Source organism: Kriegella aquimaris, from assembly GCF_900103215.1.
GTDB lineage: Bacteria > Bacteroidota > Bacteroidia > Flavobacteriales > Flavobacteriaceae > Kriegella > Kriegella aquimaris.
The window spans coordinates 66122-85167 of the sequence record NZ_FNGV01000017.1 but is presented as its reverse complement, the minus strand read 5'-3'; the positions used below and the strand labels follow the sequence as shown (position 1 = coordinate 85167).

Below are 19046 nucleotides of genomic sequence, written 5' to 3'. Positions count from 1 at the left end.
AACATAAATTCATGAGCAGATATATTGATAATCTAAATTGGCGATACGCCACTAAAAAATTTGATAGTAGTAAAAAAATATCAGAAAAAGATTTGGAAGTTTTACTGGAAGCTACAGCTTTAAGCGCTTCGTCTTATGGGTTGCAACCCTATGAAATATTGGTCATACAAGATCCAGAGTTGAGATCTAAGTTACAACCGGAAGCTTGGGGACAATCACAGATAACTCAGGCGTCGCATTTGATTGTTCTTGCCAACAAAGAATCTTTTGGCGAAGAGTTGGTTGATGACTATTTGAAAAATGTCAGCGAAACGAGGGGTATTGCCGCCGAAGATTTAACAGGTTATGCAGATTTCATGAAATCTAAATTAATGACATTGACAGAGGAAGAGAAGACCATATGGACAGCGAGACAGGCATATATCGCACTAGGAAATCTACTCTCCGCTGCCGCGGATATGAAAATAGACACCTGCCCCATGGAAGGTTTTGATAGCGAACGGTTCAATGAGATTCTCGGTTTAAACGAGAAAGGATTAAATGCCGCTGTTTTAGTGGCCGTCGGTTATCGCTCTGAAGAAGACGAAACGCAACACTACAAAAAAGTGCGAAAATCAAAAGAGAATTTAATTACCCATATATAACAACGTAAACAAGAACAATTAAAAATGAGAATTATGAAGAAAAATGTATTGAGTTTAGTATTCGCCGTAGTAATAGGCGCTGTAGGTACAGCAGCTGATCCGATCGATGGTGAAAAGAAAGAAGTAAAAGTCAGTGAAAGTACGGTAACCTGGAAAGGGTATAAAGTTACCGGCTCACACCACGGTACAATCGACCTTAAAGAAGGTGCATTGGAGTTTGATGGTGATAAACTGGTCGGTGGTGAATTTGTGGTCGACATGAGTACTTTGGTCTCTAACGATTTAGAGGGAGAGTATAAAGGAAAGTTGGAAGGCCATTTGAAATCAGACGACTTCTTCGGTGTTGCGAACCATCCGACTTCAAAATTGGTCTTCACTAAAGTAGAGGCTGTCGGGAAAAATTCATACAAGGTAACCGGAGATTTAACCATAAAGCAGACAACAAAACCAGTTACTTTTGATGTTTCTGTCTATGGTAGCAAGGCTACGGCAACAATGAAAATTGATCGTGCCGAATATGATGTTAAATACGGTTCTGGTAGCTTTTTTGACAATTTGGGTGACAAAACCATTTACGACGAATTCGATCTTGTCGTTGATTTGGTATTCTAAACAAACCTCAATTCAAAACTAAAAACCTGCTTTTCACACTTGAAAAGCAGGTTTTGTTATTTTTAAGCGTAGTATATTGTCGGTTTTAAAAATGATTTCTATATTTGAGGCAATGAATACATGTAGAACAAATACTTGGTGGTGGAACAACTTACGACAACCTTCGTGAGCTAAGCACCATTGTAGTTAATCCATACAAGGCTTGTCATCACGACAAGCCTTACTTATTTTATGTAATTAGATATGTCATACCAACTCCATTCACATCAGAAGAAAATATTAGCCGACACCATTACGCCTGTAAGTGTGTACTTGAAAATACGAGACCGTTTTCCGAATAGTATATTATTAGAAAGTAGTGATTACCATGCCAACGACAATAGCTTTTCTTATATCTGCTGTAATCCGATTGCATCGATAAAAATTGAAAATGAAGTCGTCACACAACAGTTTCCTGACGGCACCATCAACGAGACCCCTATTGATGAGACCACAGATGTGGTCAACATTATTCATGAATTCGGACAGAATTTCGAGGTGCAGGATAACGATTTCAAGTTTATCAATAATGGCCTTTTCGGATATATGGCCTATGACGCCGTTCGCTATTATGAGGATGTCAAGATTTCAAAAAAGGAAAATTCGGTTGCGATTCCCGATGTCTACTATGCTATTTATAAAAATGTAATTGCCATCGATCATTTTAAGAACGAGGCTTATATTTTCTCTCACTGTTATCAATGCGAAGAGAATACCGCCGAAATCGAACATATACTGAGTGTTCGCAATTTTGCTTCCTATAATTTTCAGATGGAGGGCGATGTCGTCTCAAATTTGGAAGATGAAGAATTTAAAGAACATGTGCGTTTGGCAAAAAAACACTGTCAACGGGGCGATGTTTTTCAACTGGTACTGTCGCGACGGTTTTCACAAGCTTTTAAAGGTGATGAGTTTAATGTATACAGAGCCTTGAGATCCGTAAACCCCTCCCCCTATTTGTTTTACTTTGATTTTGGCGATTTTAAAATATTCGGAAGTTCTCCCGAAGCCCAGCTTATCGTAAAAGACGGAAAGGCGGAAATACACCCCATTGCCGGAACGTTCAAACGAACCGGAGACGATGAACAAGATGCCATTCTCGCCAAAGAACTCACCGAAGACGACAAAGAAAACAGCGAACATGTTATGCTGGTCGACCTTGCCCGAAACGACCTTAGCCGAAATGGCAATATGGTCAAAGTAGACAAATATAGAGAGGTACAGTTCTTTTCACACGTTATTCATCTAGTATCTAGAGTAATAGGTCAAAAAAAGGACAATATTACGACCATGAAAGTAGTGGCCGACACCTTTCCGGCTGGTACATTGAGCGGGGCGCCCAAGCACATGGCAATGCAATTGATCGAAAAATACGAAAAGACAAGTAGGGGCTATTATGGTGGGGCAATCGGGTTTATGGATTTTAACGGAAATTTCAACCATGCCATTATGATCCGAACCTTCCTCAGCAAAAATCACCAGTTGCACTATCAGGCCGGCGCTGGTTTGGTAGCCGCATCCGACCCTGAAGATGAATTACAAGAAACCTATAATAAATTGGGCGCATTGACAAAAGCACTCGAAATAGCCCAAACGATATGAAAATGCAGAAAATCTTAGTTATAGACAATTACGATAGTTTCACCTACAACCTGGTTCACTATCTTGAAGACCTTGATTGCGAAGTTGTCGTAAAGCGTAACGATCAATTGACACTTGAAGAAGTCGATGCTTTCGACAAAATTGTACTGTCGCCCGGCCCAGGGATTCCCGATGAAGCCGGACTTTTAAAAGATATTATCAAAATGTATGCCCCGACAAAACAAATTTTTGGAGTTTGTTTGGGCCAACAGGCCATTGCCGAAGTTTTTGGAGGGTCTTTGATTAATTTAGACAAGGTATATCACGGTACTGCTACTAAAATTCAAATCACAAAAGATGATGTGATTTTTAAGGGAATACCTCGAGAGATTGAAGTCGGCCGGTATCATTCATGGGTCGTAGACCCAAATCTACCCGAAGTTTTAGAGGCGACATCGTTCGATGAAAACGGACAGGTCATGTCGCTAAGGCATCGCGATTATGACGTATGTGCCGTACAGTTTCATCCAGAATCGGTGCTGACTCCAGAAGGTAAAAAAATATTAAAAAACTGGTTGAACGGATAACTACTTGTTGCTAAAATCTAAAAAAACATGAAAGAGACACTCAACAAATTGATCAACCACGATATGCTTACCAAAGCAGATGCGAAACAGGTATTGGTCAATATTGCCAAAGGTGAGTACAACACAAGCCAGATTGCGGCCTTTTTGACCGTTTACATGATGCGGAGTATAACCATTGAAGAATTGGAAGGTTTTCGTGATGCCCTCTTGGAACTTTGTTTAGCGGTAGACCTTTCCGACTATAACCCTATCGATTTATGCGGTACGGGCGGTGACGGAAAAGACACTTTCAACATCTCTACCTTGGCCTCTTTTGTGACTGCCGGAGCCGATGTAAAAGTCACCAAACATGGCAACTATGGGGTTTCCTCGAAATGTGGAAGCAGTAATGTGATGGAATTTCTAGGTATCAAATTCAGTAATAAGGCCGATTTTTTAACGAAATCGATTGAAGAAGCTGGCATTTGTGTATTGCACGCACCCTTGTTCCATCCTGCCATGAAAAATGTAGCACCCATTCGAAGGGAACTCGGGGTCAAGACCTTTTTTAATATGTTAGGACCAATGGTGAATCCGGCATTTCCAAAGAATCAGATGGTGGGGGTCTTTAATTTGGAGTTGGCCCGAATGTACGGCTACCTCTACCAAAACACCGACAAAAAATTTACGATTCTGCATGCCCTTGACGGATATGATGAAATATCATTGACGGGAAATACAAAAACTATTTCCAATAATTCCGAAGGCATGTTAAAACCTGAAGATTTTGGAGTAAGAACCGTAAAACAGAGTGAAATAGTGGGCGGGGAAAGCATCGAGGCTTCAGCCCAAATTTTCCTTGATGTCTTAAACGGCCGTGGTACTGAAGCACAGAACAATGTCGTTTGCGCCAATGCCGGTATTGCAATAGCTACAGTAAAATCGATTACACCGAAAGAAGGTTTTGAACAGGCCAAAGAATCACTCCTTAGTGGAAAAGGATTGCGAGCATTGAAAAAATTACAGGAACTAAGTAAAAATTGAAAACGTCGTTACGAGCGAAGCGAAGTAAGCTGTCTAAAATGTGACGTATGGCTTCTAGCCCGCAATGACAACTATACGAAATGAACATTCTAGATAAAATAGTTGCTGACAAACGCAAAGAGGTCGACTTAAGAAAATCGATTATACCGGTTTCACAATTGGAAAACTCCGTACTTTTTGAGCGAGAGAGTCCTTCCCTAGCTACTGCACTTCGCAAAAGTACAACGGGCATTATTGCCGAACACAAACGCAGATCACCCTCAAAATCGGTAATCAACCAAAGTTTGAACGTACAAGACGTAGCCAAAGGTTATGAAGATGCCGGAGTTTGTGGCATGTCGGTTTTGACCGATGGAAAATATTTTGGCGGGTCTTTAGATGACCTGCTCTTGGCACGGGCATCGGTACAAATGCCGCTGCTTCGTAAAGAATTTATAATTGACGAATACCAGCTTGTGGAAGCAAAAGCATACGGTGCCGATGTCATTTTGTTGATTGCGGCCATTCTGACGCGGGAAGAAATAAAAGCCCTTTCCGAAACCGCAAAAGGGTTGGGTCTCGATGTGCTTTTAGAAGTTCATAATGAAGAAGAATTACACAAATCGATTATGCCCAGTCTAGATATGCTGGGTGTAAACAATAGGAATCTAAAAACCTTCAAAGTTAGCTTAGATACTAGCAGGTCGTTGTCGGAATTGATTCCCGACGAATTTGTCAAAGTCTCCGAAAGTGGTATTAGTTCGGTTGCCGCTATTACGGCCTTAAAACCGTATGGTTATCAGGGATTTCTAATCGGAGAAAATTTTATGAAAACGGATAATCCCGGAGAAAGTGCCACGGCATTTATCAATGAGTTAAAACAATAGCGCCATTCCGAGGCACGAAGGAATGATCAACGGATTCCTTCGTTCCTCGGAATGACCAAAGAAAATCAAACGATTTGTAAATGAAAAGCGATCCTAAACATACGAGAATTCAAACTCCCTTACCTCTGGAGAGGGATGGGGTGGGGATTAAGGTCTGCGGAATGAAACTAAATACTTCGGAAGTGGCCGCACTGCAACCCGATTATTTGGGTTTTATTTTTTATAAAAAATCTTCTCGTTTTTTCGAAGGGGAAATGCCTTTGCTACCACATGGAATTAAAAAGGTAGGAGTTTTTGTTAATGCTTCCATTGAAGAAGTGGTGGAAAAGATAACCCATTACAATTTACAGGCCGTGCAATTGCATGGCAGTGAAAGTCCAGAATATTGTAGTACGCTGAAAGAAAAATACGCCTCGACTGCGCCCCGAGTGCAAATCATCAAAGTATTCTCCATCAAAAATGATTTTGATTTTGAGGAATTACAACCCTACGAAGCAGTTTGTGATTTTTATTTGTTCGATACCAAGGGCAAACTACCGGGTGGCAATGGGTATACTTTTGATTGGAGCGTCTTAAAAAACTACCCATCGATCAAACCTTATTTTTTAAGTGGCGGTATTGGTCTCGCTGAAATCGAAGCGATCAAAACCTTTATGCAACAACCGGAATCAAAATACTGCCATGTCATCGATGTAAACAGTAAGTTCGAATCGAAACCGGGGGTAAAGAAAGTGGCGCAGCTAAAAGAATTTAAAAAACGATTGGATATAAAAGTAGGATAGTGTCCTTGATGCTATTCAATTATAGGCAGTGATTAAAACCAACATTCTAAATTCAAGGGTATGAGATATTTACCAATGCTATTTTTTGTTTTAGTATCCTGTAAAGATTCACCGGATAAAAAATCTGAACCCAAAACTTTTGAAGAAATTCATAACCAAGCCATATTCGTTGATTCGCATAATGATATTCTCACCCTGACAATAGAAAAGGGTTATATTATTGATGATGATTTAAAAGGCAAAACTCATAGTGATTTAAAAAGAATGAAAGATGGTGGTTTAGATGTGCAATTTTTCTCCGTTTGGAGTGATGGCAAACAAGTAAACCCATATAATTTCGCCAATAGACAAATAGATAGTTTAGATGCCGTACTCAAAAGAAATCCAGATAAAATTGTCAAAGTTGCCAACATCGCAGCGCTTCTTACAGTCGAAAAACAGCATAAAATAGCGGCCCTCATCGGAATAGAAGGCGGGCACCAAATTGAAGATGACTTAACAAAGTTAGATGCACTCTACAATCGTGGAGCACGGTATATGACATTAACTTGGAACAATTCTACCGCTTGGGCAACCAGCGCATTCGATGAAACACAAGACAAGGATTTAGAGCAAAAAGGACTTACTGATTTCGGCAAAAAGGTAATAGAAAGAATGAACACCCTGGGAATGATGATTGATATTTCCCACGTTGGAGAACAAACCTTTTGGGATGTAATTGATAACACCACAAAACCCATTATTGCATCACATAGTTCAGTTTACAATATATGCCCTCATTTTCGAAACTTAAAAGATGAGCAAATAAAGGCGATGGCCAAAAATGGCGGCGTTATTCAGATTAATTTCAATTCTGGATTTATTGATCCAACTGTCGGGAAAAAGGAAAATGAATTTCTTGAAAAACATAAGACTGAAATAGATTCACTCAAGCAATCTGGTATGCACCCATATCTCGCTGAAGAATCGATATATTCCAAATATCATCTCGAAGCAGAAGAATTAAAAGCTCCGTTCAATCTCGTAATTGACCATATTGAATACATCATTAAATTAGTTGGAGTTGACTATGTAGGTATAGGTTCTGATTTTGATGGAATCGTTTTACCACCAAAGCAATTGGATGATGTTACGGCATACCCTTTAATCACAAAAGCATTACTGGAAAAAGGATATACCGAAGAAGATATTGACAAAATTCTAGGCGGAAATATATTGAGGGTTTTAAAAGCAAATGAGCTAAAGAAATAGCTGTGGCCAATCTTGAATATGGCAAATAGGAAAGTAAGTGACTAATTTGAAGGCTTGAATGTATTTGCTAAGTCCGATATCTCGAAAACTATTGGGATAGGATTTAGCTTTAAAAAGAAATAATTATTACCAATTAAAAAATGATAAAAAGGCTACATCAATACATACTGCTATTATTCGTACTGACCCTATTTTCGTGTAATCATGCCGAACCTGAGAAGTCACTGGATCCATCACTGATGCTATGGTACGATAAACCCGCAGCAAACTGGACCGAAGCACTACCTATCGGAAATGGCCGCTTGGGCGCCATGGTTTACGGAGGTGTTGAAAACGAGGTCATCCAATTTAACGAAGAGTCCCTTTGGACCGGGCAACCCCATGATTACGCCCATAAGGGGGCTTATGAAGTTCTCGATGAACTTCGCCAGCTACTTTGGGATGGTCAACAAATAGAAGCCCAAAACTTGGCGAATGAGCGTTTTATGTCACAACCTTTCGGCCAATTTTGCTACCAACCCTTCGGCAATATCTTATTAGATTTTCCCGATCATACAGAGGTTGACAATTATCAAAGGCGACTCGATTTAGAAGATGCGCTGTCATCGGTAGCTTATGAAATAAAGGGTGTAAAATTCAAAAGAGAGGTTTTTATCTCGGAACCAGAGCAAGCACTTGTCACCCATCTCGAGAGCTCAAAAAAGGGTGAATTAACTTTTAACATCGGTCTAGATTCACCGCATTCCGAATATGAGGTTTCCGTTGAGGGCGATGAAGTGGTTCTAAAAGGGAAAGCCAATAATTACCCCAAAGAATTGGATTTCCAAAACAAGCCCTATCCCAAAAGCAAACTGACCTTTGAGGCACGCTTGAAAGTGGTTTATGAAGGAGGCGAACTGGTAAAAGAGGGTAATGGTATCAAAGTCAGTAACGCCAACAGTGCCACCTTATATTTAGTAGCTGCTACGAGCTTTGTCGACTATCAAGATATCAGCGGAAACCCCACGGAACTATGTAAAAAGTACCTCAGCAATCTAAGCGGCAAATCATACCAAACCCTAAAGAATGATCATTCCAAAGATTTTCGAGAACTATTCAATCGGGTAGCGATCGATCTGGGAAAATCGGAGATTTCAAATCGCCCGACCAACGAACGGTTGATTTCTTTTCAAGAAGATGAAGATCCAAATTTGGTTTCCTTGCTCTATCAGTATGGCCGGTATTTGTTGATTTCGTCATCAAGAGCGGGTACACAGCCCGCCAATTTACAAGGTATCTGGAACGACCAGCTAGCGCCACCTTGGGATAGCAAGTACACCATCAACATCAATACTGAAATGAACTATTGGTTGGCCGAAATGACCAATCTTTCAGAATTATCGGAGCCCTTACGGCAGATGGTAGAAGATTTGTCGGTTACCGGAAAAAATATAGCAAAAGAACATTACAATCTTGAGGGATGGGTCGCACATCATAACACCGATATTTGGCGCGGTGCCGCCCCGATCAATAATGCAAATCACGGACTTTGGCCTACCGGTGGGGCGTGGTTAAGCCAACATTTGTGGTGGCATTATCAATATACCAATGATAAAGACTATTTAAAAAATAAAGCATATCCCATTCTAAAGGAAGCTTCCCGGTTTTTTGTCGGGTACCTGGTTCCCGATCCGAACCACCCCGATTGGCTAGTAAGCGGACCAAGTACCAGCCCTGAGAATGGCGGGTTGGTCATGGCGCCGACTATGGATCATCAAATTATAAGAAACCTTTTTTCCAATACCATTGAAGCGGCCGAAATTCTCGGAGTCGATGCGAATTTTATAAAAATAGTGAAAGAGAAACGTGCTAAAATAGCGACCAATTTAATTGGCAAACACGGGCAATTGCAAGAGTGGCTTATCGATCAAGATGATCCTGAAAACAAACACCGTCACGTTTCCCATTTGTGGGGGTTGCATCCGGGCAATGAAATTCACCCTTCAACAACGCCCGACTTGGCCGAAGCGACAAAAGTTACGTTGGCACACCGCGGAGATGGTGGCACAGGCTGGTCGAGGGCATGGAAAATAAATTTCTGGGCACGACTTTTAGATGGTGATCATTCCTTTCTATTGCTCAAGAATTTAATGGTGCCTTCAATCGAGCAAGGCGTTGAAATGAATGACAAAGGTGGACTGTATCTTAACTTGTTCGATTCACATCCGCCTTTTCAAATCGACGGAAATTTTGGTGCCACTTCCGGGGTGACCGAAATGTTGCTGCAATCGCATTTGCGGGATGAAAATGGCGATTATTTTCAAGATATTCTTCCAGCATTACCCTCGGCACTTTCCACGGGAAAGATTTCAGGAATAAAAGGTAGGGGCGCTTTTGAACTTTCCATTGAATGGAAAAATGGTGAACTGGTTATGGTGGAGGTCAAATCCCTCACAGGAAGCAAGCTGAATTTAAGATATAAAGGAAAATTGGTTTCGCAAGAAACAACCGAAGGAGAGACATTGACCTTTATTCCAGCTGATTTTAAATAGATAAAATGATACGACACAAGTTAGTTATTGTAAGTCTTTTGAGTTTGATTGCATTGGCAAGTTGTTCAACCGATAAGCAACAAAATATCCAACCGAACATCATACTTATCATGTCCGATGACATGGGCTATTCCGATATCGGATGCTATGGCGGAGTCATAAATACGCCTGTTCTCGATGGACTTGCAGAAAATGGCCTGCGTTTCACCCAATTCTACAATACGTCACGCTGTTGCCCTACAAGAGCATCACTTATAACAGGACTCTATCAACACCAGGCAGGTATAGGTCACATGATGAACGACAGGGGCAGTGACGCTTACCGTGGCGATTTGAGCAAAAATGCAGTCACCATTGCCGAAGTTTTGAAACAAGCAGGTTATGCAACCTATATGTCGGGAAAATGGCATGTTACTCCTTATAAACCTTCAGAAGCGAATCAATCGAAACACAATTGGCCTTTACAAAGAGGATTCGATAAATTCTTTGGCACTATTAACGGAGCAGGTAGTTTTTATGATCCAAATTCACTTGCCCGCGGCAATGAGTTTATCGCTCCTTCGGAAGATTTTTATTATACCGATGCGATTTCCGATAATGCCGTGAAATTTATAGAAGAACATAATACCGACAAGCCCTTCTTCATGTACCTGCCATATACCGCCGCCCACTGGCCCATGCATGCCAAGCCGGAAGACATTGCAAAATACAAAGGCAAATTCGATGAGGGCTGGGGTGCACTACGTCAAACGAAATATGAACAGATGGTTGCCATGGGACTGATTAAACCGGAATGGAAATTATCGGAAAAAGACGGCATTCCCGATTGGGAAGATGCCGAACGGAAAAGTTGGTACAGTTCACTAATGGAGGTGTATGCGGCCATGGTCGATTGCATGGATCAAGGCATAGGAAAAGTAATGACCTCGCTAGACAAGAAAGGAATAAAAGAAAAGACACTCATTTTCTTTTTACAGGATAATGGCGGATGTGCCGAAGAATACGGTTTTGTCGATACGATTGCCCCCCATTATAACGATATAAACCCCGACGAGAAAAAACCTATGGAGAAGGGTGAGTTTCAAACCGATATGGTACCGAGATACACGCGTGACGGAAGGCCTGTACTTGTTGGCAAAGGCTTAACGCCCGGAACCGACGACACGTATCTCGGTTACGGAAAACCTTGGGCAAATGCCAGCAATACCCCATTTAGGACGTATAAACACTGGGTGCATGAGGGCGGCATAGCAACTCCATTAATAGTGCACTGGCCTTCGGGGATATCGGCAAAAAACGAATTCCGACACCAACCGGGGCATTTAATAGATATTATGGCAACTTGTATCGATGTTGCCGGTGGTGATTACCCTAAGACATTCAACGGCAATACCATTACCCCGTTGGAGGGAATTAGCCTTACACCTGCATTTGAGAATCAAGACCTAGAAGACAGGGCCATTTTCTGGGAACACGAAGGCAACAAGGCAGTACGACTCGGAAAATATAAGCTCGTCTCGAAATGGAAAAAAGATTCGGAATACAATTGGGAATTGTACGATCTTGAATCGGACAGAAGTGAAATCAACGACCTCATCCAGAAAATGCCTGAGAAAGCAACAGAACTTGAGACTTTATGGAAAGGTTGGGCGAAAAAAGCAGGCGTTTTAACTTGGAGCGAAAAACAACCAATAGGGTAACCGTTGCGAGTTAGTAGAAAATTAAAACTATAAATCAAACAGATTTCCGGGTGCACGGAAATAAAAATAATATAATGACATATCAAGCAGACGAAAAAGGATATTACGGAGAATTCGGCGGAGCGTTCATTCCGGAAATGCTATACCCGAATACCGAAGAATTAAGACAGAATTACATTCGTATCATGAACGAACCCTCGTTCAAAAAGGAGTTTGACCAACTATTAAAGGATTATGTAGGCCGACCTACACCCTTATACTTTGCGAATCGACTTTCTGAAAAATACAATACCAAAATTTACCTGAAACGCGAAGACCTTTGCCATACGGGTGCGCACAAGGTCAACAATACTATCGGGCAAATATTAATGGCCAAAAAGCTGGGTAAAACCCGCATCATTGCAGAAACCGGCGCGGGACAACATGGCGTGGCCACAGCCACGGTATGTGCACTTATGGGTATTCAATGTGTGGTATACATGGGCGAAATCGATATTGCCCGTCAATCACCGAATGTGGCACGCATGAAAATGTTGGGTGCTGAAGTACGGCCCGCTCTTTCCGGTAGCCGTACCTTAAAAGATGCTACGAACGAAGCCATTCGTGACTGGATCAACAACCCCGTCGATACACATTATATTATAGGTTCCGTAGTGGGTCCACACCCCTACCCTGATATGGTGGCACGGTTTCAGTCGGTCATTTCCGCCGAAATAAAAACGCAGCTACAAGAAAAGGAAGGTCGTGAAAACCCGGATTACGTGGTGGCCTGTGTTGGTGGCGGCAGTAATGCTGCTGGGGCCTATTATCATTATCTCGACCAACCCGAGGTGGGCATCATCGCCGTAGAGGCCGCTGGAAAAGGCATCGATTCGGGGGAGAGTGCCGCAACTTCGGCACTCGGAAAAGTTGGTATAATTCACGGAAGCAAGACGTTGTTGATGCAAACCCCTGATGGACAAATTACCGAGCCGTACTCTATTTCCGCAGGATTGGATTACCCCGGTGTGGGCCCCATGCATGCACATTTGTTCAAATCGGGGCGCGGTGAGTTTATTTCCATCACTGATGACGACGCTATGCAAGCCGGACTCTTACTATCAAAATTGGAGGGTATCATTCCCGCGATAGAATCATCGCATGCCTTTGCGATTTTAGAATACCGCAAATTCAAACCCGAAGATGTGGTGGTCATCAACTTATCAGGTCGTGGCGACAAAGATCTTAACACCTATATTGACTATTTTAATTTATAACCCTAGACTTGACAAGACCTAAAACGTGATGGTTATGTTCTATGTGACAATTGGTACCGGACTTCTTTTTATAGGTATTGGCTATCTCATTACAGAGAAAAACGCCAAATACCTACTCTCGGGGTATAACACCATGTCGAAAGATGAGAAGGAAAAAGTAGAACTAAAACCATATCTGCATTATTTTAGGAAATTCCATATTTTTTTGGGTCTATCGTTTATGGCCATTGGCCTTTTCTTAAACTATATAAGCCCAAATATTGGAGGAATTTTCTTGGGCGTCTACCCAATTCTAGCTTATGGTTATTTTATGTGGACCAGCCGCGGTTATTTTGAAAAGGTCAAATCAAATAAAAGTCAACTCAAAGTAGGCATCATCATAATTGCGGCAAGTTTAGTATTTGTTGCTGCTATATTTTATCTGGGCTATCAAGAAGACAAAATTCTTCTTGAAAAAGACCAGATTACGCTTGAGGGTTTTTATGGGGAAGAAATCGACCCTTCGCAAATACAGTCCGTGGAACTGGTTGAACGATTACCGGAAATAAAAAAACGAACCAATGGATTTTCTTCCGGCTCGGTCCACAAAGGATATTTTAAACAAGAAGGTGGAAAAAGCGTTAAGTTGATACTCAATGGCGAAGCCAAACCCTATGTATTGATTACTAAGAAAAATGGAGAACGTATTTATTATTCTTCCAGAAGTACGCCGAACCAAAAAATTTATGACCAATTGAAAAATTCATTTCCTGAAGTGGAATAATGAGCATCCTCCCTTTGGAGAAATAAAACTAAAAGAAAGAGATTCTCGCCTTTGCGGGAACAAAATTTACAAATAATGAATAGAATCAATCAAAAGATACAAGAGGATAAAAAAATATTGTCCATCTATTTTACGGCAGGTTACCCTGCATTGAACGATACCGCAAAAATCATTCAAGACCTCGAAAAAAACGGAGTTGACCTTATTGAAATTGGCCTTCCCTTTAGTGACCCTTTGGCAGATGGACCAACCATACAAAGGAGTTCAACAGAAGCGCTAAAAAATGGTATGACAACTGAAATTCTTTTTGACCAATTGAAAGATATTCGTCAATCGGTGTCTATACCCTTAATTATCATGGGTTATTTTAATCCCATGCTTCAATATGGTGTAGAAACGTTCTGTAAAAAATGTAAAGAAATCGGTATTGATGGCTTGATTATCCCTGATTTGCCTGTCGATGTCTACCACGAAGAATATCAAGCCATTTTTGAAAAATACGGCTTGATCAATGTTTTCTTAATAACACCACAGACCTCGGAGGAGCGTATTCGGTTCATCGATAGTGTTTCCAAAGGATTTATTTATATGGTCAGTTCGGCCAGTGTTACCGGAGCCAAATCAGGTTTCGGACAAGAACAGCAAGACTACTTTGAACGTATTGCCTCATTATCGCTGGCAAATCAGCAAATTGTAGGTTTTGGTATTAGCAACTCGGAAACGTTTCAAGCGGCTACCAAGTCGGCAAAAGGTGCTATAATCGGGTCGGCCTTTATCAAACATCTGACCGAGCATGGGGTGGATTCAATTGCCAACTTTATTAAAAAAATTAGATAGTGAAAGATTTAGTCAATAATTGGAAAATCGTCATTCTACTCTGTTTGACATTGGGCCTTGCTCCATTTTTCCCAGAACCTCATATTTGGGGCAAAATTAAATGGATTAGGGGTGGAGCTGTCGGCATGCAGTTCAAAGATTGGTTCGACGTCATTTTTCACGGGTTGCCTTTTTTACTTTTGATACGGTTGGTCGTTTTGAAATTAATGAATATCAAACCTTCTTAACACTTGCTAACAAAGCTTTACCAGTGCTTTAACGGCCATTTGGAGCCGAGACCCTTATATTATCTATGAACCTTTAAAACAAAGAATTATGGGAATGATAGATGATAAAAGAAAATTCAAGCGCAAAGTTGAACAAAGCAACCCGACGAACCCAACAGGGAACACCAATGTGGATACCAACAAATTTGATATCGACAAGAAAACCATCAAAGGTCAGCAAAACAAAAAGTAGAATTAACAACAATAACACATTTAAGACCCCGAAGTAGAATCTACTTCGGGGTCTTTTTTTGATGGCTTCCTAAATTGCAGCACGATACATAAAACATTTTGTACTTCTAAATTTCCTAAATTGTAACTTGGAATAAAGTGCCTTCAATAGTATTCACAACAGATTTTTACCAATGAAACAGCCATACCACTTCAAGTTTTTTCCCTTTCTCGGGGTACTCATTTTAATTTTGGCATCCTGCGGTCATCAAGCCAAAAAAAAGACGGTTACGAACACTTCGGGAATATTACAGATCAAACAAGACACGACTGCTGGAACATTATCAGTCTTTCGACAAGGAGATGACAAGGTACTGGCAACCCAAAATGCACGACCTGATTTCCGTCCTTTTCTGCATCCCATTATGGCGCCCGATGGTACCGGTCCGCTCACCGAATATAGCCCTGGTCATCATAAACATCAAACCGGGCTTTATTGGGGATTCACCCGCGTGAATGGTAAAGGTGCCCCAACCGATACCATCAAAAAATATTTTTATAAAAAGGATGACATGCCCGAAATGCAAAAGAAAATAGGGCGTGACTTCTTTCACCATCCCGATGGTAATCACTGGAAAAGGGTGTCTTTTGATATTTTACAAAAAGAAGGTTCCGAAGTCTCTTGGCAAACGGTTTACAATATGTTGGATACAGATGGTACCGCCATGTTACAAGAAACCCAAATATGGACAATGACTGAAAAGGAAGGTAAGACCATATTAAATCTTGAATGGCAGGGAAAAGCCGTTAAAGACATTACCATTGGCGAATTCGATTACGGAGGACTGTTCTTGCGTATGCCATGGAAAGAAGGCATAAAAGGAGAAGCTGTTAATGCAGCACGACAGCGCAATGAAAAAGCGGAAGGGCAACGTGCCATGTGGATGGATGTCGGCATGCAACTGGAAGGACATGAAGATATAGCACATATGACCATTTACGACCACCCCCAGAATGCTGGCTTTCCCCAACCATGGCGCGTAGATGGCCAATTGGGCGTAGGGCCAGTTCGCGTGCGCATGGGTGATTGGCATATTAAAAAAGGGGAGACCGAAATCATAAAGCATCGCATCGTAGCCTATACCGGGGAACATGATGATTTGGCACTCACAGCGCTTTATAACGATTTTATAGGAAGCAATTCGATGTACTCCACTGCCTCTTTATGGAATATCGCCCAAGAGGAAGGTAGAAATGCCAAGTTTTTAAAGCCGGAAGAGGCTGCTGCAGAAATGACCATGCTAGCGGGATTTGAAGCCAACGCTTGGGCCGGAGAACCCATGATTACACAACCCATCGCATTTTGTTGGGACGACAGGGGCCGTTTATGGGTAGCCGAAAATCGCGATTACGAATCACGGGTCGATGGTTTCTCAAATTCAGGTGACAGCAGGATTATTATTTTAGAAGATACCAATAACGACGGCACAGCGGATAGCCGAAAAGTATTTCTCGAAGGTATTCCGTTTCCTTCAGCAATTGCAGTGGGTTTTGACGGCCTCTTTTTGGGTGCACCCCCAAATTTGCTCTTCGTACCCGATAAGAACAGGGACGACGTTGCTGACGCTAGGGATATTGAAGTACTCTTGACCGGTTGGGGAATACGCGACCGACATGAAACGATAAACAGTCTTCATTGGGGGCCCGATGGTTGGCTCTACGGGCTAGAGGGCTTCGCCACACCTTCCAAGATTCGAAAACCCAAAGGGAAGGGGAAAATCTATAAGCATAAGGAAGCCTTTCCCGAAAATCTTTTGGAAGCCGATGGGGTCGATATTAACGGTGGAGTTTGGCGTTACCACCCCACCAAAAAGAGATTTGAGGCCGTAGCACATGGGTTCAGCAATCCTTGGGGTATCGATTACGATAGTAAGGGACAATTATTTATCAGTGCCTGCGTCATTCCCCATTTATTTCATGTGATCCCAGGGGGCATCTATCATCGGCAGGGCGGACAACATTTCAACCCTTATGTGTATAGCGACATTCAGACCATCGTCGATCATCGGCACCGCTCGGCGCACGGAGGGGCACGTATCTACCAATCGGATGCATTCCCTGAAATTCATCAAGACCGCCTCTTTATGGCAAATATTCACGAGCATGCGGTACTTAGCGACATTTTAGAACCTCAGGGCTCAGGCTTCGTCGCACATCACGGAGACGATTTTTTATTGGCCAACAATGCGCAATGGATCGGATTCAGCATGGAAATAGGTCCATCTGGAGATATATATGTTTTAGATTGGCATGATGCGGATATCTGTGGAAAAGAAGTGCTCAACAAAGAGACCGGCAGGATCTTTCGCATAAGTCCTAAAAATTCATTGGCGGAAGACTGGGAGGGAAGATATGAAGATTTAAGGAAGCTAAACGACGAACAATTAGTACGGTTACAGACAAGCAAAAGTGATTGGCATGCCCGGCGAGCTAGGGTAATTTTACAGTATCGGGCCACGAAAGGAGCGCTGGATGAAATGGCCTTGGTACAGTTGAAGAAGTTGTTCAATACAGGTGAAAATCCGGACCATAGATTGCGCGCCATGTGGACCCTTCATAATACCCAAAGTTTTAGTTCGGAAGCATTGGAAAAAGCCCTTACGGATTCCGATGAATATGTTCGGGCTTGGGCGATTCAAATGCGCTGCGAAGATAAAGATGCATCTACTGAGTCTTTGGAAACCTTGATAAAAATGAGTGCCACGGATCCATCGGCAGTAGTGCGCCTCTATTTAGCGGCGGCCTTGCAACGAATCGATGAAGGCGCGAAATGGAAAATTGTACAACAATTGATTTCCAAGAATACCGATAGTGAAGATCATAATATTCCAAAAATGATCTGGTATGGTATGGAGGACTTGGTAACAAAAGAGCCAGCCAAGGCACTTGACCTGTTGGTTTCTTGCCAACTTCCCCAAATTGCAGAATTTATTAGCCGACGGCTGGTAGATGCCGACCAATTAGATTTGGTGGTAGGTGCCACAACGAAATACCTCGGCCAATCACAATCAATATTAAAAGGTATACTTTCTGGGCTTGAAGGTCGTTCGGATATTATCGCACCCAAAAATTGGGGAACAGTCTATGCTAAGTTGAAAACCAAAGAAGAAAGTGCTCCGCTTGCCTTAAAAGTGGCACAGCTTTTTGGGGATACCGAAGCGGCTAAGCAATTTTTAGCCACGCTGAACGATACAGATTCACCAATACAATCGCGAATCGATGCCCTCCAAGGCTTGGCTTCGAAGCAACGAAAAGAGCTTGTAGCCATCTTACCTTTCTTGTTAAACGAACCAGAACTGAGACTACAAGTTATCAGAGCCATGGCTGCCTTTGACCATGAACCCTTTGGCCGCCTTTTGATCGACCAATTTGAAAAATTTAATACCAAGGAACAGGGCGAAGCTCTTCAGACCTTGGCATCTCGGGGAACTTATGGGCGATTGCTCACCCAGGCGATTAAAGATGAGGCCATTCAAAAGAATGCTGTACCGGCCTATGTAGCCCGTCAATTGCGTCGTGTCGTTGGCAACGGTTTTGTTGAAGTATGGGGACCGATAGACCAACTATCCAATGATAAGTCGTTGGCCTATCGGCGCTACGAAAAATTACTGACCCAAGACGTATTGGCCTCCCCAGATCTGAATAATGGAAAGGCGATGTTCGAACGCACTTGTAGCGCCTGCCATAAACTTTTCGATAATGGGGCCTCTATAGGACCCGATCTTACCGGCTCCAACAGAACTGATATCGACTATTTGCTAAATAATTTAATAGAACCCAGCAGTGATATTCAAGATGACTATAGAATGGTCGTTATCACCAGCCGGGACGGGCGCACCTTTAGTGGCAATATCATTGCTGAAAACGAACGACAGCTAACCCTGCGCGTTATTGGCCAAGATCAATTGGTACTCAACAAGTCGGATATTCAATCGCAGGAGGTTTCAGCCGTATCTATGATGCCCGAAGGCTTGTTAGAAACCATGTCTGACAAGGAAATCATTGATTTACTGGCCTATTTACAAAAAAGCGAACCATCGGAATTGTAGGGATAGATAAAAATATCGAATGCATTAC

Annotated in this window: 16 protein-coding genes; all 16 read left to right on the top strand. The window is 42.0% G+C overall.

Annotated features, from left to right (window positions below; all coding sequences use genetic code 11):
* The first annotated feature begins 11 nt into the window (after positions 1 to 11).
* The 16 genes from BLS33_RS22040 (at position 12) to BLS33_RS21970 (ending at position 19018) form a co-directional block, all read left to right on the top strand.
* Positions 12 to 644, top strand: coding sequence for an NAD(P)H-dependent oxidoreductase (locus BLS33_RS22040; RefSeq protein WP_089895043.1), 633 nt, complete (start codon positions 12 to 14; stop codon positions 642 to 644).
* A gap of 33 nt (positions 645 to 677) precedes the next feature.
* Positions 678 to 1256 carry a YceI family protein gene (locus tag BLS33_RS22035; RefSeq protein WP_089895041.1) on the top strand — a complete coding sequence of 193 codons (579 nt, stop codon included), beginning with the start codon at positions 678 to 680 and terminating at the stop codon, positions 1254 to 1256.
* Between the two features lie 243 nt (positions 1257 to 1499).
* Complete coding sequence (locus tag BLS33_RS22030) at positions 1500 to 2897, top strand: anthranilate synthase component I family protein (RefSeq protein ID WP_089895039.1); 1398 nt, start codon at positions 1500 to 1502, stop codon at positions 2895 to 2897.
* A 2-nt stretch (positions 2898 to 2899) separates the two neighbouring features.
* Positions 2900 to 3463, top strand: a complete 564-nt coding sequence (locus tag BLS33_RS22025; RefSeq protein ID WP_089895106.1) for an anthranilate synthase component II — start codon at positions 2900 to 2902, stop codon at positions 3461 to 3463.
* 27 nt (positions 3464 to 3490) lie between these two features.
* The gene (trpD, locus tag BLS33_RS22020; RefSeq protein WP_089895037.1) at positions 3491 to 4486 is read left to right on the top strand and encodes an anthranilate phosphoribosyltransferase; all 996 of its coding nucleotides are present in this window, start codon (positions 3491 to 3493) and stop codon (positions 4484 to 4486) included.
* A gap of 80 nt (positions 4487 to 4566) precedes the next feature.
* Positions 4567 to 5352: an indole-3-glycerol phosphate synthase TrpC gene (gene trpC / locus BLS33_RS22015; protein ID WP_089895035.1), complete on the top strand. Its 786-nt coding sequence runs from the start codon at positions 4567 to 4569 to the stop codon at positions 5350 to 5352.
* Positions 5353 to 5432: 80 nt separating this feature from the next.
* On the top strand, positions 5433 to 6134 hold the full coding sequence (locus BLS33_RS22010; RefSeq protein ID WP_245731600.1) for a phosphoribosylanthranilate isomerase: 702 nt from the start codon (positions 5433 to 5435) through the stop codon (positions 6132 to 6134).
* Positions 6135 to 6194: 60 nt separating this feature from the next.
* Positions 6195 to 7385, top strand: a complete 1191-nt coding sequence (locus tag BLS33_RS22005) for a dipeptidase (RefSeq protein WP_089895034.1) — start codon at positions 6195 to 6197, stop codon at positions 7383 to 7385.
* A 140-nt stretch (positions 7386 to 7525) separates the two neighbouring features.
* Positions 7526 to 9916, top strand: a complete 2391-nt coding sequence (locus BLS33_RS22000) for a glycoside hydrolase family 95 protein (protein WP_218129626.1) — start codon at positions 7526 to 7528, stop codon at positions 9914 to 9916.
* A 5-nt stretch (positions 9917 to 9921) separates the two neighbouring features.
* Positions 9922 to 11616: an arylsulfatase gene (locus BLS33_RS21995; RefSeq protein ID WP_089895032.1), complete on the top strand. Its 1695-nt coding sequence runs from the start codon at positions 9922 to 9924 to the stop codon at positions 11614 to 11616.
* Between the two features lie 74 nt (positions 11617 to 11690).
* Positions 11691 to 12872 (top strand): tryptophan synthase subunit beta, encoded by a 1182-nt coding sequence (trpB, locus tag BLS33_RS21990; protein ID WP_089895030.1) that lies wholly within the window; start codon positions 11691 to 11693, stop codon positions 12870 to 12872.
* Between the two features lie 34 nt (positions 12873 to 12906).
* Entirely contained in the window at positions 12907 to 13635 is a 729-nt protein-coding gene (locus BLS33_RS21985) for a DUF3784 domain-containing protein (protein WP_176801483.1), read from the top strand.
* A 75-nt stretch (positions 13636 to 13710) separates the two neighbouring features.
* Positions 13711 to 14472, top strand: a complete 762-nt coding sequence (gene trpA, locus BLS33_RS21980) for a tryptophan synthase subunit alpha (protein ID WP_089895026.1) — start codon at positions 13711 to 13713, stop codon at positions 14470 to 14472.
* On the top strand, positions 14472 to 14699 hold the full coding sequence (locus BLS33_RS21975; protein WP_089895024.1) for a hypothetical protein: 228 nt from the start codon (positions 14472 to 14474) through the stop codon (positions 14697 to 14699). Before trpA ends, BLS33_RS21975 begins: the two co-directional genes overlap by 1 nt.
* A gap of 88 nt (positions 14700 to 14787) precedes the next feature.
* Positions 14788 to 14931 (top strand): hypothetical protein, encoded by a 144-nt coding sequence (locus BLS33_RS24980; protein ID WP_176801482.1) that lies wholly within the window; start codon positions 14788 to 14790, stop codon positions 14929 to 14931.
* A gap of 172 nt (positions 14932 to 15103) precedes the next feature.
* Positions 15104 to 19018: a PVC-type heme-binding CxxCH protein gene (locus tag BLS33_RS21970; RefSeq protein WP_089895022.1), complete on the top strand. Its 3915-nt coding sequence runs from the start codon at positions 15104 to 15106 to the stop codon at positions 19016 to 19018.
* Positions 19019 to 19046: the final 28 nt, after the last annotated feature.

Excerpts from the sequence above, each read along its gene's own strand:
- BLS33_RS22040 (WP_089895043.1), top strand. The coding sequence starts at position 12 with ATGAGCAGATATATTGATAATCTAAATTGGCGATACGCCACTAAAAAA.
- BLS33_RS22035 (WP_089895041.1), top strand. The coding sequence starts at position 678 with ATGAAGAAAAATGTATTGAGTTTAGTATTCGCCGTAGTAATAGGCGCT.
- BLS33_RS22030 (WP_089895039.1), top strand. The coding sequence starts at position 1,500 with ATGTCATACCAACTCCATTCACATCAGAAGAAAATATTAGCCGACACC.
- BLS33_RS22025 (WP_089895106.1), top strand. The coding sequence starts at position 2,900 with ATGCAGAAAATCTTAGTTATAGACAATTACGATAGTTTCACCTACAAC.
- trpD (WP_089895037.1), top strand. The coding sequence starts at position 3,491 with ATGAAAGAGACACTCAACAAATTGATCAACCACGATATGCTTACCAAA.
- trpC (WP_089895035.1), top strand. The coding sequence starts at position 4,567 with ATGAACATTCTAGATAAAATAGTTGCTGACAAACGCAAAGAGGTCGAC.
- BLS33_RS22010 (WP_245731600.1), top strand. The coding sequence starts at position 5,433 with ATGAAAAGCGATCCTAAACATACGAGAATTCAAACTCCCTTACCTCTG.
- BLS33_RS22005 (WP_089895034.1), top strand. The coding sequence starts at position 6,195 with ATGAGATATTTACCAATGCTATTTTTTGTTTTAGTATCCTGTAAAGAT.
- BLS33_RS22000 (WP_218129626.1), top strand. The coding sequence starts at position 7,526 with ATGATAAAAAGGCTACATCAATACATACTGCTATTATTCGTACTGACC.
- BLS33_RS21995 (WP_089895032.1), top strand. The coding sequence starts at position 9,922 with ATGATACGACACAAGTTAGTTATTGTAAGTCTTTTGAGTTTGATTGCA.
- trpB (WP_089895030.1), top strand. The coding sequence starts at position 11,691 with ATGACATATCAAGCAGACGAAAAAGGATATTACGGAGAATTCGGCGGA.
- BLS33_RS21985 (WP_176801483.1), top strand. The coding sequence starts at position 12,907 with ATGTTCTATGTGACAATTGGTACCGGACTTCTTTTTATAGGTATTGGC.
- trpA (WP_089895026.1), top strand. The coding sequence starts at position 13,711 with ATGAATAGAATCAATCAAAAGATACAAGAGGATAAAAAAATATTGTCC.
- BLS33_RS24980 (WP_176801482.1), top strand. The coding sequence starts at position 14,788 with ATGGGAATGATAGATGATAAAAGAAAATTCAAGCGCAAAGTTGAACAA.
- BLS33_RS21970 (WP_089895022.1), top strand. The coding sequence starts at position 15,104 with ATGAAACAGCCATACCACTTCAAGTTTTTTCCCTTTCTCGGGGTACTC.